Here is a 16,787-nt window from a genome sequence, read left to right on the forward strand (position 1 = left end):
TGTCAGGGTGCGGACCAGCCGTTCGCCCGGCTCCCGGACGGTGAGCCAGGATCCGGGCGGATCTGCGGCCTCGGCTCGTTACGGCGTCGACAGCTCGCCGGCGCGCAGTGCCGCGGTCACGCCGCCGTCCATCAGGAGGTCGGCTCCGGTGATGAAGCCGGCCTCGCGGCCGAGTAGGAAGGCGGCGGCAGCGGCGACCTCCTCGGAGGCGCCGAACCGCTTGGCGGCCGAAACCTCGCGTACCTTGTCGAACCACTCGCGGCGTGGGCCGGAGAGCTCGTCGAGGGCCAACGGGGTGATGATCACGCCGGGGCTGACGGCGTTGACGCGGGCTCCGCGCTTGCCCCACGCGGCGGCGGCGGTCTGCACACGCAGTGAGTTGGCCCGCTTGGACATGGCGTAGGCGTGGACGGACGAGCCGAGCTGGTCGGGCTGCAGGAACGGCAGCGCGAGCAGCTGTGAGGTCTCGGTGGTCGCGAGCGCGTGCTCGATCTCGGGCGCGTAGGGGCTCTCCCGGTGTCCGGCCATGCTGGCGACCACGATGCCGGCCCCGCCGGGCGCGATCACACGGGCGAAGGCGTCCAGGACATACGCCGTGCCGAGCAGATCGACGTGCAGCAGCCGTTCGACGGTCGCCTGGGTGGGGGAGACGCCGGCGGCCTGGATCACCTGGGTGACCGCGCCCATCTCGGCGGCCGTGGCGGCCAGCGCCTCGACCTGGGCCGGATCGGAGATGTCGGTGGTCTGGACGGCCACCTCGTAGCCCTCGCCGCGCAGCTGGTCGGCGGCGGCCTCCGAGGCCTTTTCGTCGTGGGCGGCCAGCAGCAGGGTGCGGCCGGTGCCGACCCGGCGGGCGATGGCCAGGCCGATGCTGCCGGGGCCGATGACGACGACGATTTCCTTGGGGGCCCTGTTTTCTTTGCTCATGTCTCAGGCTCCTTCATTCCGTGTTCTCGGGTGGTCGGATGTCCTGGGCGTGGCCGACGGGCCGGTCACCTGCTCGCTGCCGACGCACCGCTCGGCGTCGCGCTCGAGCTGCGTCCGATCCAGGCCTGACGATCTTCCCGACTGCTGCAGGAGATGTGGTGGTCCGGTCAGGACGCCGCTTCGGCAAACAGGGCGGAGAAGTTGATCTTCCCCTGCTGCAGTTTCGCGTCGCGGGACTTGGCGAACCCACCATCGGTGATGTACAGCCGATGTCCTCGCACCACGGTGGCGGTCGGCGAGGCGAGCCCGTCGGCGCTGGTCAGCACGGTCTTCTTGGCGCCGTTCGGATAGACGACGGTGATCTCGTTGGGGCTGTTCAGCGCGGCGAACACCACGTCGGACCGGCCGCTCAGGAAGGTGAAGTCGTCGATGCCCACGACGTCGCTGGTCACGACATGGACGGGGCCGGCCGAACCGGCGGCGGTGACCGGCACCCGCAGCAGGGTCCCCTTGCTGAGATTGGAGACCCACACAGCGCCGTTGTGGGAACGGAGCCTGTTCGCGCCCAGCGGCAGTGGGGATTCCGCCGGCGCGAGTGAGGCGTGGGTCAGCCAGCGAGCCGCCGTTCCACCCGAGACCGGAACGGTCCAGACAGCGCCCTTGAAGCTCTCGGCGACGTACAGCGTGCGTCCGGCCTGGTCGATGGCCAGGCCGTTGGGGAGTTCACCGGCGGGCAGGGCGGCGATACGCCGGGGGCTTCCGCCCAGAGGCAGTTTCCACACGCCGGACCGGGCAGCGTCGGTGGAGGACACGTTGTGGTAGACGCTGCCGTCGAGGCCGCGCGTGTTGCCGGTGATCATGTCACCCGGCTGCCCGGCGACGAGCACCGCACGGTGCCCGGACACGTCGACCCGCACGAGCGCCGGACGCCTGCCCGCCGAACCGCCCAGCATCGAGACGGTCAGCGAGCCGTCCGGGTTGAGGGTGACGTTCTCCGGCGCGTCGCCGACGGCGAAGTCGAACGAGGCGACGGTCTTCACATGGGTGACGACCGGCTTCGGCTGTGCCTGTCCCGACGCGGCGGACGCGTACGGCGCCGAGACGAGGACGGCTGACGTCGCGACAACGGCTGCCACGAGTCGGAACTGTTTCTGCAGGGGGATTCGTCCGTGGTTCATCGCATTCTCTTCATGTTGCGGCCGTGCCCTCACCCAGCCCTGGGCAGTCCTCGGTGGGGTCGGACAGTGATGTTGACGAGACCGAGCGAGCACAGGCGAAGTGCCCGGTGCCCTCGGTCCGAGGCGTCACGCGTGGCCGCTGGGCCCAATGCCAAGCTAGGGGTTTCGCCTGGTGGGTGACAGGCCGGGCTGTGCCGGGGAGCGGTGTTCCTGGCTGCGACACGGCCCCCCACTCGCCGCGCATGCGGGCCAGGGCCCCGGGTGGCATACGCGCAGGTCAAGGAGTGCTGAACGCCGAGATGCCAGGGCTGATCTGCTGGCGATGTCCCGAGCGGACACAATCATGTCTCGTGTTCGGCGCTGGTTCGACGGCCCTCGATGTCCGGTTCAACGGCCTCGGCAAAAAGGTGTCCTGCCCATGGCTGACTCGATGCCGCCGAGGATGAGCTTCTGGTACTGCTCGGCGCCGGGGAAGGAGCCGTCGGTGGTGAAGTCCTTGGCGTCGTGGCCGAGGGTGGTGAGCCAGGCTCGGCCGCCGTCGTAGTACTGGCACCAGGCCACCGGGTGGACCTTGCCGTGTCCGGGGTGGCCCATGCTGCCGGTGACCCCTTTGGCGAGGGTGGACTCGTCGACGGTGGCGAGGAGGCGGACCTTGGACGGGGCGGGGACGAGGTTGTACCACTCGTCGGTGAAGTCCCAGCGGGCCGGGAGATCCGCGGTGGAGGAGTCGTGGCGGTCCTGGGTGACGACGGTGCCGGCTTGTTCGGGGCCGTGGTCGTAGTAGTTGGCGCCGCCCAACAGGCCTTCGTACCAGGGCCAGTTGTATTCCGTACCGAACGCGTTGTGGATGCCGACGAAGCCTCCGCCGCCTCGGATGTACTGGCGTAGTGACGTCTGTGCGGCGTCGTCGAGGGTATCGCGGCTGGTGGAGTAGAAGATGACCGCGTTGTACCTGAACAGCTGTGCTGAGCTGGCGAGTTGGGTGACGTCCTCGGTCCAGTCGACGGTGAAGCCGTTGTCCTGGCCCAGCTTGACGACCGCGTTCTGTACGACGTTGGCGGCGGTGAGCGCCGGGTCCGGACCGGTGCCGAGCGCGGGGCCGAGGTTGGCGTGCCGGGGGCCGGCGGTGCGGGTGTAGAGCAACACCTTGTAGCCGTCGGTGGCCGGGGAGAAGTTGCCCCAGTCGTGATAGCACTTGGGGCTGGTGCCGCGGCAGACGCCGTAGTCGGGGTCGCCGAGTTCCTGAGCGCTGGTGGGCCGTGACTGGGCGGAGGCCTGGTATCGGCCGCCGAAGAAGGCGGCCAGGGCGACGAGAACGATCGCCAGTGCAATGGACAGCGGGGTGCGGGTTCTTGCCGTCATGACACTCCGCCCTCTCGCTGGACGACGACCTTGCCGGTGGACTGCGGGTAGGCCGGGTCGTTGTAGAAGTACTCGCCGGCCTTGGCGAAGGTGTAGGCGTACGACTGGCCCGGCATCAGCAGGCCGGTGTCGAACTCGGCGTCGAAGAACGCCGCCGCTCCGTGTGCCTGTTTGTTGTCGGCGGGGTTGGTGAAGGTGACCTCGGCACCGACGGGGACGGTGAGGTACTGAGGCGCCATGGCGTTCTGGGCGACCGTGTTCTCGCTGGCGCCGGGGGAGTTGGTGCCGGCGTTCCAGATGCGGCCGAGCGTGACAGTGTTGTGTGCCGTCGCGCCGGTCACGGCGGCGGTGCGGATCTGGTTGCGGCGAGAGGGCGGGGTGGGGGCGGGGGCCGGCGCGACCTTGCCGCCGAGCTTGAACGCCCACAGATGGTCGCCCTTGGGGATGTCGGGGAAGGGCAGCCCGTTGCCCCCGGCGAGCACGGCAACGTACTGCTCGCCGTCGATCTCGTACGAGACGGGGATGGTGTTCACCCCGGCGCCGCACTGCCAGGTCCACAGCGTCTCGCCGCTGGTGTCGTCCATCGCTTCGAGGACGCCGTCCGGGCGGCCCTGGAAGAGGAGCCTGCCCGCGGTGGTGAGGATGCCGTTGCCGTGGGCGAGGGACCAGTCGCCTTCCTTGCGCCAGGCGACCGTGTTGGTGCGCGGATCCATGGCGACCAGGCCGCCGCCGAACAACTCACCCAGCGGGCGTGCGGTGTTGACCCGGCCGCCGTGCGTGTTGGAGTAGGAGGAATTGACCAGGCCGTAGCCGATGTAGACGTATCCGGTCCGCGGGCTGAAGGACGGGAATCCCCAGTCCCCGCCGCCGCCCGCGCCCGGGAAGATGATCGTGGCCCGGTCCCAGAAGACCGAGTAGAGGCCGCCGACCGGGTAGAACGGCACCGGGCGGGTCGTCTTGTCGAGGCGCGGGAACGGGTCCGTGAACGGCTCGCCGCCGGGGAACGGCTGCGTGGGCGAGGTCTTGTGCTCGGCCTGCTGGGGGACCGCGCGCTCCTCCATGCCATGGACGGCCTCGCCGGTGCGGCGGTCGAGGATGTAGAACCAGCAGGTCTTGGAGCCGTAGACGACGACCTTGCGCCGCTTGCCGTCGATGAGGAGGTCGGCGAGGACCGGTGCCATGACGTTGTCGGCGTCCCAGATGTCGTGGTGGACGGACTGGAAGTGCCAGCGCCGCTTGCCGGTCTTGGCGTCGATCGCGACGATCGAGTTGGCGAAGAGGTTGTCGCCGCCGCGCGAGGAGCCGTCCGTACGGGGATACGGATTGCCGAACGTCCAGTACACGAGGCCGAGTTCGGGATCCACGGCCGGGTGGATCCAGGGGACCGCGCCGCCGGTCTTCCAGGAGTCGCCCGCCCAGGTGTCGTGTCCGAACTCGCCGGGCCCGGGCGGGCCCCAGAAGGTCCATACGACGTCACCGGTCTTCGCGTCGAGCGCGTAGCCCCGGCCGCGTGCGCCGGCCGTCGAGCCCTCGGTGCCGACGTAGATCAGGCCGTCGAAGTGGACGACCGCGCCCGCGAGTCCGCCGCTGTTGCCGCCGCACTGGCCGCTGTCGTTGCTGCAGCCGTCGTCGCCGCCGTTGTCCTCCACGATGAGTGGCTTCTGCCAGACGATCGCGCCGGTCCTCCGGTCGAGGGCGTAGACGATGTTGGCGCCCGAGATGGTGAAGACCTTGCCCTCGGCCACGGCGACGCCGCGCATGTTGGTGGTCTCGGTGCCGAGGTTCGTCTTCCAAATGACCTCGCCCGTACGGCCGTTGACGGCGAAGACGTTCTGCTGGGTGGTCTCGACGTACAGCACGCCGTCCTGGACGACGATCGTGCACTGCTGGTAGGCGGAGGTCGAGCCGCCCTCCAGGTTGACGTGCCAGGCACCGCCGAGCTTCTTGACGTTCTTCGGGGTGAGGTCGCGGAGCGTGGAGTGGTTCTGGTTGCCGTAATTGCCGCCCACCTTGGGCCAGTTGATGCCCGTGGTGCCGAGCGCGGCGGACTGCGGTGGTACGGGGAGTGCCAGTCGGGGGGAGTCGGGGGAGGCCTCGGCCGTGGAGGTCAGGGCGGAGACCGTGGCCGCGCTGCCCGCCGCGGCCGTCAGGAGAAAGGAGCGTCTTTCCATCGTTGAGTTCCCTCGATTCGATCAAGGTCCACTAGATGGTTCGTTTGATCCGCAGAATGGGTTCGCGGGATGGAGCGTCACGTTAGGGACGGCGGGCGTGCGTGACAAGACATGCGGCAGGAGGTTTTCGTGGAGCGAGAGTCAACCAGTGGCTAGGCGCGTGGAGTTGGTACCACCAGGTGGACCGGGATCATGGAGGGCGGCATGGGGCTCTTGTTGCGCCGACCCTGCCCGGTCTCCTCCCAGGCGTGCGCGAGGATGCCGACGCTGCGGCTGAGCACGAAGAGGCCTCGGGCCAGGGGTGCGGCGAAGCCCAGCTCGGCGTAGATGACGGCGGTGGCACCGTCGATGTTCATGGGTACGGGCTTCTTTCCCTCGCGCCCGAGATTGAGGTGTGTCTCGACGGCGCGGGCCGCCCGTAGATGGGCGCCCGTGACGAGCCCGTCCGTCACGGCACGGTCCACGAGGGTGAGCAGGGGGTCGCGGCGCGGGTCGCGGGGGTGGAAGCGGTGGCCGAAACCGGGCAGATAGCGCGACCGAGCCTGCCACTCGCCGATGACCTTGGCCACGGCCAGCTCGAACTCGCCTCCCTGGTCGTGCTGTCGGGCGATCTCATCGAGCAGCTCCACGCACTGCTGCCCGGCACCACCGTGCACGTCGCCGAGCATGTTTACGCCGGTGGCCACCGCGCTGTTGAGGCCGACCCCGCAGGTGGCGGCCATCCGGGCGGCGGCGATCGAGGGCGCCTGTGGACCGTGGTCGACGCCTGCCACCAGGGCCGCTTCCAGCAGCTTTGCCTGTTCGGGGCGAGGGAGTTCACCGCGGAGCAGCAGCCAGATGGTCTCGACGAAGGTCGTGGTGCCGATCAGGTCCTGGACGGGATGCTCGCGCAGTTCGATGATGCCGGGTTCGATCCGGCTGACGGCGGTGGCCCACCACTGGGCGACCAGGCCGTCCTGCGGCCCGGGGGTCATGAGGCGGGGGCTTCGGCGGCCGCACGGCCGTGTGCCCGCCAGCGGGTGATGAGCGTGGTGCGTTCCTCGCCGTGCTGGTCGAGCAGCGGAGGTGGGGAGGTCGGAGGGAGGGGCTCGCCGTCCATGAGGACGCCGTTGCCGCTGACCCGCAGGGTGCGGCCCGAACCGTCCGGGTAGGGCAGGTCGGTGAAGAAGCCGCGGCGGGCGAGCTGCTTGAGCTCCACGGCCTCGGGAACCGTCAGCACCCGGGCCGCCGGGACACCGGCCGAGGACAGGATCTCCTCCCACTCCAGGGCGGTCTTTTGGCGCAGTGCCGTGTTGAGTTCGGTGTTGAGCTCGGCGCGGTGTCGCTTGCGTGCCTCTCGCTCGGCGAACCGCGGATCGTCGACCAGTGCCGGCAGTCCGGCGAGTCGGCAGAGCGTGACGAACTGCTCCTGCCGGTTGGCCGCGATGTTCAGGCCACCGTCCGCGGTCTCGAAGGTTCCCGAAGGCGCGGCGGTGGCGTTCTGGTCGCCCATCGGCTCCGGATCCACCCCGCTGACAAGGTAGTTGGAGACGGCCCAGCCCATCGCGGAGAGGGAGACCTCCAGCATGGAGACGTCCAGTCGTACCCCCCGCCCGGTCCTCTCCCGACCGAGCAGCGCCGCGCTGATCGCGAGGGCTGCGCCGAGTCCGCCGAGCGAGTCGCAGACCGGGAAGCCCACCCGGAGGGGCGCGGTGTCCGTGGTACCGGTGATGCTCATCATCCCGGACAGGCCCTGGATGATCTGGTCGTAGGCAGGGGCGGTGCTCATCGGCCCGGACTGTCCGAAGCCGGTGATCGCACAGCTCACCAGACGTGGGTTGAGGTCACCGAGCCGGGTGGCGCCGTACCCCATCCGGGCCAGCACCCCGGCCCGGAAGTTGTCCAGGAGGACATCGGCGCCACGCACCAGGTCCTCGAAGTCGGCCCGGTCGGCAGGGTCCTTGAGATCCAGGGCGAGGGATTTCTTGCCGGCGTTCTGGGCGAGGAAGGAGGCGCCGATACCGGCCCGGTTGAGTTCCGGGTCGGGGCCGAGGCTGCGGGCCAGATCGCCCTTGCCCGGCTGTTCGACCTTGACGACCTCGGCGCCGAGCAGCATGAGGTGGTAACTGCAGTACGGTCCTGCGAGCACGTTGGTGAGATCGAGTACGCGGATTCCTGAGAGCGGTCGTTCGGCCATGCACCGGCTCCTTCTGAGGTTTCTGCGATGGATTCACTTGGGGTCTATTTCGTCGGACTGAGCGGATGGTCGAACCCCTGCTCCGACATCTGCCGGGAGACGGCGGCGAGCGCGTCGGCGAACCGCTGCACGACGGCCTCGGGGAAACGGTGGCTGGGGCCGCTGAGCGACAGCGCGGCGACCACGGCCCCGGTGCGACCGACGACCGGCACGGCCACGGCCGTCAGCCCCTCGTCGCGCTCACCGCGGCTGACAGCGAAGCCGCGCTCCGCCGCCATGTCCGCCCACACCCGCAACTGCCGGGCGTGCCCCTCGCCGTGCGGTGAGTCCAGGGCGATGCGCTGCAGCAGGCTGTCCGGCGCCGTACGCAGCAGGATCTTCGACGAGGCGCCCGCCCACAGCGGGAGTTCGTCGCCGACCCGCACCACATGGCGCAGCGGCTGGGGGCTCTCCTGCTGCGCGACGCAGACACGAGCCAGACCGCGCAGCATGAAGAGGTTGACCGTCTCCTGCTGTTCCTCGGCCAGCTCCCGCATCAACTTGCGGGTCTCGCGGGGCAGTTCCCAACTGGTGTGGGCCAGGTGGGCCCAGCGCCACAGGCCGGGGCCCGCGGTGTAGCCGGCCGGGGTGTCCCAGAGCAGACCGCACTGTTCGAGGGTCTGCACCAGGCGGACCGCCGTGGTCTTCGCCAGGCCGGTGGCGTCGACGATCTCCCTCAGCGTGACCGTCGGCCGATCCTCGGTGAGCAGCCCCAGGATGTCCAGGGCCCTGCGCACACTGCGCACCCCGGTCGCCTCGGCCGCCTGCTCCTGTTCGGTCCCGTCCACGCGACTTCTCCCTCCGTGCCGGGCCGCCCCCACGGACCGCCCCCGGAAACTTCCCCGAACTGTCCTCTTGCCACCGCGAGTTGGCGCCCGTACGTTACACGCCGACCCACAGAGCAGTCCACCGGTACCACTGAGCGGTTTTCTCGGAGGTCTCATGCTGGATTCACTCCTCAAGGCCGGCGCGGACGCGACGGTGGTCGAGGCGCCCCCGTACATCGCGGGCCAGTGGGGCGGCGACGGTCCCGCCGCCACCCGAACGGGCCCGTATCTGCGCCGAGTTGTCAGTCGTACGACCCACGCGACCGGGGAGGAGGTGTCCCGCGCCCTCGCCTACGCCCGCTCCTCGGCTCGTTCCGTGGCCCGGCTCGCCCCCGCCATCCGCGCCGACATCCTCGACCGGGCCTCGCGCGCCGCCTCGGCCCACCGTGAGGAGTTGGCCCGGCTGCTCGCCCTGGAGCTGGGAAAGCCGGTCAAGGACGGGCGCGGGGAGATCGACCGAGTGGCGGACACCTTCGCGGTGTGTGCGTCCGAGGCCCGGCACATCGGCGGCGAGAACCTGCCCGTCGCGGGCTGGGCACGGGGTATTGGCAACACCGCCCTCACCTACCGTGCACCCGCCGGAGTGGCTCTGGCGATCACGCCGTTCAATGCCCCCGCCAACTTGCTCGCCCACAAGCTCGGCGCCTCATTCGCCGCGGGCAACACCACCATCGTCAAGGCGCCGCCCCAGGCCCCGGCCGCCACCGCCGCGATCGTGGCACTGCTCCTGGATTCCGGACTGCCGCCGCAGGGAGTGCAGTTGCTGCACGGCGGCGCCGAGGTCGGCGCGTTGTTGTGCGCGGCCGACGAGGTCGCCGTCATCAGCTTCACCGGCAGCCCGGAGACCGGCCGGGCCGTGGCGCGTGCCGCCGGGGCCAAGCGCCTGGTGCTCGAACTCGGTGGGAACGCCGCCACGATCGTCTGCGAGGACGCCGACATCGCGCAGGCCGCCAAGGAGTGTGCCCGCACCGGATACAGCAACTCCGGCCAGAGCTGCATCTCCGTCCAGCGCGTCTACGTCCACCGCTCTCGCTACGAGACCTTCCTCGATGCTTTCACCGCCGCCGTCGACACCCTCAAGGTCGGCGACCCGCTGGACCCGGCCACTGATGTGGGCTCGATGGTCGACGAGAATGCCGCCGAACGCGTGGTGAGCTGGTCCGCCGAGGCCGCCGCCGCCGGCGCCCGCGTGCTGCGCGGCGGCACCCGCAACGGCGCCACCGCCGCGCCCACCATCGTCGCCGGACCCCCCGAATCCGCCTCGGTCGTCGTCCACGAGGTCTTCGGAGCGCTGGTCGCGGTGCTGCCGTACGACGACTTCGACGCGGTCATCGACGCCTGCAACGCCAGCCGGTACGGCCTTCAGGCGGGCCTGTTCACCCGCGACATGGGCCGCATCATCACTGCCTGGCGCGAGTTGCAGACCGGCGCGCTGATCGCGGGCGGCAGCTCCAACTACCGCCTCGACCATGTCCCCTTCGGCGGGGTCAAGGACTCCGGCTTCGGACGGGAGACCCCCCGGTCGATGATCGACGACTACACGGTCGTCAAGACCCTCATGCTCCGCGGTCTGTCCGTCTGGGGCGACGCGACCACCGTGGACGAAGGGACCGGCGCATGACTGTCACCGCCGCCGAAGCCCTGGTCGGCCAACTGGAGTCGTACGGAGTCGAGTTCGTCTTCGGCACCTGCGGCCACACCAACATCGCCCTGCTCGACGCGCTAGGCCCCAGCTCGATCGAGTTCGTGATCGCTCGCCACGAACAGGCCGCCGCCCACGCCGCCGACGGCTACGCCCGTGCCTCCGGGAAACCCGGCGTACTGCTCACCCATGTCGGCCCCGGCATGATGAACGCGGTCACCGGCGTCGCCACCGCCGCCCTCGACTCGATCCCGCTGGTCGTCATCTCCGGCGACATCCCCTCCTACTACCACGGCCGTCACCCGCACCAGGAGGTCAACCTCCACGCGGACGCCGACCAGACCGCGATCTACCGTCCGTTCACCAAGCGCGCCTGGCACGTGCACCGGGTCCAGGACCTGGCCCGCACCACGGAACGGGCGTTGTGGACCGCGACCTCGGGGCGACCGGGTGCCGTGCTCATCAACGTACCGATGGACCTGTGGAGTCGGCAGGTCGAGCAGTACGCGGGGGAGTACCCCCTGCCCAAGAGCTCCGCGCTCCCCGCTCTCGACCGTGCCACCGCCGAGCGCATCGCAAGGACGCTGCTGAACGCCGAACGCCCCCTGATCTACTTCGGCGGCGGACTGCGCGAACCCGCCGCCCGCCAGGCCCTGTCGGACCTCGCCGAGCACCTCGACATCCCGCTCGCCCACTCCCTGATGGGCAAGGGCGTCCTGCCCGACAGTCATCCGCTGCTGCTCGGCATGCCCGGCTTCTGGGGCCTGGAGACGACGCACGCATACACCAAGGGCGCCGATGTGGTCCTCGCCCTGGCGACCCGGTTCGCGGAGACCGACGCCAGCTCCTGGGATCCGGCGTACACGTGGACCTTCGGTGACAAGCACAGTCCGCCCAGTCGCCTCCTCCAGATCGACATCGACCCCGCCGAGATCGGACGCAACTACCCCGTCGAGATCGGCGCCGTCGCCGACGTGGGTGACGCGGTACGGGCCATCGGGGACGCTGTACAGGCAGCCAGGCCCGAGCGTCTGTCGAGGCAGGGTCTGCGCGCGACCATCGCCACCGCCCGCCGGACCGTCTTCGACACCGCACGCGAGGACGGACGCAGCGACGACTTCCCGCTGCGTCCGCAACGCATCCTCGCCGACCTGCGCGACGCGCTTCCCGACGACGCGGTGCTCGTCACCGATGTCGGCTGGAACAAGAACGGCGTCGCCCAGTGCTACGAACTCCCCGAAGGAGGACGGTTCATCACCCCGGGCGGAGCCTCGACCATGGGCTTCGGACCGGCCGCCGCGGTCGGGGTGCAGATCGCCCAGCCGGACCGTGTGGTGGTCGCGCTGATCGGCGACGGCGGCATGAGCGCGCAGCTGCCCGCCGTGCCGATGGCCGTCGAACAGGGGCTGCCCGTCGTCTTCGTGGTGATGAACAACCGGGCCCACGGCACCATCGCCGACCTGCAGACCGCGTCGTTCGGACGGTCCTACGGCTGTGAGTTCACAGACGCCGAAGGTCAGCCCTACAGCCCGGACTTCGCGGCACTCGGCCGGTCCTGCGGCGCCGACGGATACCCCGTCGCCGCCCCCGCCGATCTCTCCAAGGCGCTCGCCGACGCGATCGCGCGGCGCCGGCCCGCCGTCATCGACGTGCCGATGGTCAACGAACCCGTGCCGACGCCGGGTCACTGGAACATCAAGGACATCTACCGCGGGTCCTTCACCGACTGAACTGCCCTTCTCCCAGGACGAGGTGACCTCCATGAGCCGCATCCCACGACCACCCACCACGACTCGCGCCACCGTCTGCACCGCGGTCGTACTGACCGTGGCCCTCGCCGCGTGCAGCGCGCCCGGCGACTCCAGCAGTGACAGCAAGGCATCCTCGGGCCCCATCAAGATCGCCGTCGTCGACGCGCAGAGCGGGCAGCTCAGTTCGCTCGGCGACTGGGAGTACAAGGGGGCCAAGCTCGCCGTCGACGAGTGGAACAAGAAGGGCGGCATCGACGGCCGCAAGATCCAGCTGAAGCTCTTCGACGACCAGGGCGACCCGACGGCCGGCACCAACATCGCCCGCAAGCTGGCCAGTGAGAAGTACGTCGCCATGCTCGGTACGGCGGAGAGCGCGGTGACCATCGCCATGGCGCCGGTGCTCCAGCAGGCGAAGATCCCCAACATCACCTCCGGTCAGTCCGACGGCCTGGTCGCGCTGAAGAGCCCGTACCTCTTCCTCAACGGGCCGACCAGTACCACCTACGACTCGACGCTCGCCCAGTACCTGATCAAGGACAAGGGCTACAAGAAGATCGCGATGATCACGAACAACGGATCCTTCGGGACGGGCGAGCACGACGCCTTCCTCAAGGCCGCCAAGGGGCTCGGCGTTTCGCCGTCGACCGATCAGGTGGTCACCACCGACCAGAAGGACTTCAGCGCCGCGCTCACGAAGATCCGCTCCAAGAAGCCCCAGGTCGTCTTCATCGGCTCGGAGGAGGTCGAGGCCGGTCTGATCGTCAAACAGGCCCGGGACCTTGGCATCACGGCCCCCTTCGCGGGCGCCGCGCCGCAGGGCACACCCGTCTTCATCGACACCGCGGGCAAGGCCGCCGTCGAGGGCACCATCGTCAGCTCGCCCTATCTGAGCAACGACGCGAGTGACGCTTCGAAGAAGTTCGCCGCCGCGTACAAGGCCGCGTACGGCAAGGACGCCGAACTGCACGGAGCCAAGGCCTACGACGGGGCGAACATTCTCCTGACCGCGCTCAAGACCAGCAAGGCCGCCACCGGTCAGGACCTCGCCGACGCCATCCGCGCCACCGCGTACAAGGGCCTGCTCGGCGACTTCGCCTACGACGACACAGGTGTCGGCATCACCAAGACCACCATCGGTGTCATCAGCGACGGCAAGCTCGTCGCGCAGCAGTAGTCATCGGGCATCCGGCAACTGGCAACTGGCAACGGGAGTACGCCGTGCAAGAGACACTGCAGACGCTCGTCGGGGGCTTGAGCCTGGGGGCGGTCTACGCCCTGGTCGCCATGGGGTTCTCCCTGGTCTACCGCACCATGGGCCTGGTCAACTTCGCGCACGCCGACATCGCCATGATCGGCGCCTACGCGGCCTCCACCTTCTATCTGACGTCCAAACTGCCCTTCGCCGTCGCCATGCTCGTGGCGATCGTCGTCACCGGCGCCATCGGTCTGGTCATCGAGCGGGTCCTGCGCCCGCTGGAGAACAAGGACTTCGACCTGATGCTCATCGGCACCATCGGCTTCGGCATCGTCCTCCAGGCCGTCGCCATCCTGATCTGGGGCACCACCGGACGGGCAGTCCCCTCGCCGGTCCGGGCCGCCCCACTCGACCTGTTCGGGGTGCGCGTGCGGACGTACGACCTCTTGGTCATGGGCGTCGCCGCGCTGGCCGTGATCGGTCTCGCCTGGTTCCTGGCACGCACCAAGCGCGGCGCGGCCATGCAGGCCGTCGCCATGGACCACGAGGCGGCCACCGCCGTCGGCATCGACGTCGGCCGCAGCAACGCCCTCGCCTTCTCCATCGGCGCGGGCCTCGCAGCCCTGGCCGGCGGCCTCGTCGGCCCGATGCTGTACGTCGACGCCTCACTCGGTGGCGCCCTCGGCATCAAGGGCTTCGCCGCCGCGATGCTCGGGGGCTTCGGGTCCATCCCCGGAGCCGTCGTCGGCGGCCTCGCGATCGGCGTCCTCGACTCCTACGCGGCGGGCCACTTCCAGGGCTACTCCGTGCTCGTGACCTTCCTGGTCTTCACCGTCGCCATCATGATCCGGCCGACGGGCGTCTTCGGCGAGAGGACGGTGAGCCGCGCGTGAAGTTGCGAATCGGCTCGCTCGGCGCCCTGGCCGTGGCCCTCTGGATCCTGCCGTACGGCCTGGGCAGTTACTCCATCCATGTCGTCAACATCGCCGTCATCTACGCCCTGTTGGCCATCGGCATGGGTCTCGCGATGGGCGTCTCGGGCCAGATCAACCTCGCCCAGGTCGCCTTCTTCGGCGTCGGCGCGTACACCCTCGCGATCCTCACCACCCACTCCGGATACGGATTCTGGGCGGCGGCCGTACTCGCGCTGCTCGCGACGACGGCCACGGGCCTGCTCGTCGGCATTCCCGCTCTGCGCATGCAGTCCCACTACCTGGGCATCGTCACCCTAGGCCTGGCACTCGGCTTCATCAACTGGATCACCAACGCCTCGATCTCCGGAGGCGCCGACGGCATCTCCGGCATCCCGCTGCCGACCCTCCCGGGCATCGACCTCTCCAGCGAATACCTCTACTACTACCTGGAGTTGGTGGTCTGCGCCCTCGGCCTCGGCTTCGGCCTGTTCGTCGTCCGCACGTCACTGGGCCGACGCCTGCGCGCGATGCGCGACGACTCCCTGGCGGCCGGCGCGATGGGCGCCGAGATCCCGCTCCTGCGCATGACCGCCTTCGTCCTCGCCGGCCTGTACGGAGGCCTGGCCGGCGTCCTCTACGCGGGCCTCATCCGCTACGTCGCCCCTGAGACATTCTCCATCGCCAACATGTTCATCCTGCTCGCCATGGTGATCATCGGCGGCCGGCGCTCCCTGGTGGGCTGTGTGGTCGGCGCGGTCGGGCTGACCCTCATCCGCGAGTGGCTGTCCGACTTCTCGACGTACGCACAGCTGGGATACGGCGTGGTGGTCGTCCTGATGGTCGTCTTCGCGCCCACCGGACTCGCCGGAATCCCGTCCCGGGCACTGGAGTTCGTACGCCGGAGGGGCGGTCGCGCTGTCAACCGGGCGGAATTGCGCCCCTTCCAGCCGTACGAGCCGGTCACCGCGCTCGAATCCTCGTCCTTGGACGAGCCGCTGCTCGAAATCCGATCCGTCACCAAGGACTTCCGTGGCCTGCGCGCCCTGGACGATGTCTCCCTCACGGTCGCCGCGGGCGAGATCCGCGGCATCGTCGGCCCGAACGGTTCGGGCAAGACCACCCTGTTCAACGTCATCAGCGGCTTCTACAGGGCGAGTTCGGGGAAGGTGCGGTTCGCCGGCCGTGACACGACCACCACCCGCCCGTACACCCTCTCCCTGCTGGGCCTGGCCCGTACGTTCCAGAACCTGCGCCTGTTCCGACAGCTGACGGTGCGTGAGAACATCCTGGTCGCCCTGGACCGAACCCGTACGCACACGGTCTGGCAGTACGCGCTGTGGCAGCCCGGCGTGATACGCCGTGAGCGACGGCTACGCCGGCAGGCCCAGAAACTCCTGGAACGCTTCGGGCTCACCGACTTCGCGGACGCCGCGCCCGGCTCACTCCCGTACGGCATCCAGCGCCGCATCGAGATCGCCCGAGCCATGGCCACGCAGCCGCGGCTGTTGCTGCTCGACGAACCGGCGGCCGGACTGAACGGCGAAGAGGTGCAGCAACTCGCCGACATCGTGCGCTCCATCCGCGACAGGGGCACCACCGTCGTTCTGATCGAGCACAACATGGGCCTGGTCATGTCGCTGTGCGAGCGCGTCACGGTGCTCTCCAGCGGCGGAGTCATCGCGGAGGGCACGCCGGCCGAAGTGGTCGCGGCACCCGCGGTGATCGAGGCGTATCTGGGTGATTCCGCAATGGCGGACGTCCCACTTCCGGGCCCCGGCCCGAACCCGGACCCCGGCCCGAACCCGGGCTCCGACCCTGATCCAACTTCGGCGCCCGCTTCGAAGGAGGCAACCCGGTGAGGAAGATCCCCGCTCCCCGTACCGAAACAGCCGCCACGCTCACCGTCGAGGACCTGTCCGTGCACTACGGCGGAGTGTGCGCGGTCCGCTCGATCGGTTTCAGCGTGGAGCCGGGCGCCTCGGTCGGCATCATCGGCGCCAACGGCGCGGGCAAGACCTCCACACTCAAGGTACTGATGGGCCTGGTCCCGCGCAGCGGCGGACGCGTCACGCTCGGCGAGCGAGACCTGACCCGGGTCAGGGCCCGCGACATGGTGCGGCACGGCATCGGCTACGTACCGGAGGGCCGGCACGTCTTCCCCGGCCTGTCCGTGGAGAAGAACCTGCTGCTCGGCGCCTACGCGCGCCGCTGGGACGACGAGACCCGGGCCACACTGGAAGAAGTGCACCAACTCTTCCCGATGCTGCGGGAGATGAGCGGACGACTGGCCGGAGCCCTCTCCGGAGGACAGCAGCAGATGCTCGCGATCGGCCGCGCCCTGATGGCCAGACCGCGCCTTCTCCTCCTCGACGAACCGTCGATGGGACTGTCACCCAAACTCGTCGGCTTCATCCTCGACACCCTGCAACGACTGCGGGAGGAAGGCCTGAGCCTGCTCCTGGTCGAGCAGAACGCCAAGCTCACCTTCGGCGCGACCAGTCACTGCCTCGTCATGGAGAACGGGACCGTCGCCATGACGGGAACCTCCGAGGAACTCAGCCAGGACACCCGGGTCCGCCAGATCTACCTGGGGCTGTGAGCGGCG

At 69.5% G+C, this 16,787-nt stretch carries 13 protein-coding genes; 6 read left to right on the top strand and 7 right to left on the bottom strand.

The window, feature by feature from the left end; genetic code table 11:
- Positions 1-78: 78 nt before the first annotated feature.
- The 7 genes from M2283_RS08130 to M2283_RS08160 all read right to left on the bottom strand — a co-directional run bounded on the left by M2283_RS08130 (position 79) and on the right by M2283_RS08160 (position 8,641).
- Positions 79-927, bottom strand: a complete 849-nt coding sequence (locus M2283_RS08130; RefSeq protein WP_280875407.1) for an SDR family oxidoreductase — start codon at positions 925-927, stop codon at positions 79-81.
- A 167-nt stretch (positions 928-1,094) separates the two neighbouring features.
- Positions 1,095-2,063 carry a hypothetical protein gene (locus tag M2283_RS08135; RefSeq protein WP_280875408.1) on the bottom strand — a complete coding sequence of 323 codons (969 nt, stop codon included), beginning with the start codon at positions 2,061-2,063 and terminating at the stop codon, positions 1,095-1,097.
- Between the two features lie 429 nt (positions 2,064-2,492).
- A complete protein-coding gene (locus M2283_RS08140; RefSeq protein ID WP_280875409.1) occupies positions 2,493-3,467 on the bottom strand; it encodes a ThuA domain-containing protein in 975 nt (324 codons plus the stop codon).
- A complete protein-coding gene (locus tag M2283_RS08145; RefSeq protein WP_280875410.1) occupies positions 3,464-5,638 on the bottom strand; it encodes a PQQ-binding-like beta-propeller repeat protein in 2,175 nt (724 codons plus the stop codon). The genes M2283_RS08140 and M2283_RS08145 overlap by 4 nt, the downstream gene beginning before the upstream one ends.
- Positions 5,639-5,790: 152 nt before the next feature.
- The gene (locus M2283_RS08150; RefSeq protein ID WP_280875411.1) at positions 5,791-6,612 is read right to left on the bottom strand and encodes a citryl-CoA lyase; all 822 of its coding nucleotides are present in this window, start codon (positions 6,610-6,612) and stop codon (positions 5,791-5,793) included.
- Entirely contained in the window at positions 6,609-7,814 is a 1,206-nt protein-coding gene (locus tag M2283_RS08155) for a CaiB/BaiF CoA transferase family protein (RefSeq protein ID WP_280875412.1), read from the bottom strand. The genes M2283_RS08150 and M2283_RS08155 overlap by 4 nt, the downstream gene beginning before the upstream one ends.
- A gap of 44 nt (positions 7,815-7,858) precedes the next feature.
- Positions 7,859-8,641 carry an IclR family transcriptional regulator gene (locus M2283_RS08160; RefSeq protein ID WP_280875413.1) on the bottom strand — a complete coding sequence of 261 codons (783 nt, stop codon included), beginning with the start codon at positions 8,639-8,641 and terminating at the stop codon, positions 7,859-7,861.
- 154 nt (positions 8,642-8,795) lie between these two features.
- Between M2283_RS08160 and M2283_RS08165 the strand changes: the two genes are divergently transcribed.
- From M2283_RS08165 to M2283_RS08190, 6 genes are read left to right on the top strand one after another with little or no spacing between them, the layout of a single operon-like run.
- Positions 8,796-10,301: an aldehyde dehydrogenase family protein gene (locus M2283_RS08165; protein WP_280875414.1), complete on the top strand. Its 1,506-nt coding sequence runs from the start codon at positions 8,796-8,798 to the stop codon at positions 10,299-10,301.
- On the top strand, positions 10,298-12,052 hold the full coding sequence (locus M2283_RS08170) for a thiamine pyrophosphate-binding protein (protein ID WP_280875415.1): 1,755 nt from the start codon (positions 10,298-10,300) through the stop codon (positions 12,050-12,052). The genes M2283_RS08165 and M2283_RS08170 overlap by 4 nt, the downstream gene beginning before the upstream one ends.
- A gap of 31 nt (positions 12,053-12,083) precedes the next feature.
- The gene (locus tag M2283_RS08175; protein ID WP_280875416.1) at positions 12,084-13,247 is read left to right on the top strand and encodes an ABC transporter substrate-binding protein; all 1,164 of its coding nucleotides are present in this window, start codon (positions 12,084-12,086) and stop codon (positions 13,245-13,247) included.
- A 44-nt stretch (positions 13,248-13,291) separates the two neighbouring features.
- Positions 13,292-14,161 carry a branched-chain amino acid ABC transporter permease gene (locus M2283_RS08180; protein ID WP_280875417.1) on the top strand — a complete coding sequence of 290 codons (870 nt, stop codon included), beginning with the start codon at positions 13,292-13,294 and terminating at the stop codon, positions 14,159-14,161.
- Entirely contained in the window at positions 14,158-16,041 is a 1,884-nt protein-coding gene (locus M2283_RS08185) for a branched-chain amino acid ABC transporter ATP-binding protein/permease (protein ID WP_280875418.1), read from the top strand. Before M2283_RS08180 ends, M2283_RS08185 begins: the two co-directional genes overlap by 4 nt.
- Positions 16,038-16,781, top strand: coding sequence for an ABC transporter ATP-binding protein (locus M2283_RS08190; protein WP_280875419.1), 744 nt, complete (start codon positions 16,038-16,040; stop codon positions 16,779-16,781). Before M2283_RS08185 ends, M2283_RS08190 begins: the two co-directional genes overlap by 4 nt.
- Positions 16,782-16,787 lie beyond the last annotated feature (6 nt).

Origin of the sequence: Streptomyces pseudovenezuelae (genome assembly GCF_029892565.1) — a bacterium.
Lineage (GTDB): Bacteria > Actinomycetota > Actinomycetes > Streptomycetales > Streptomycetaceae > Streptomyces > Streptomyces pseudovenezuelae_A.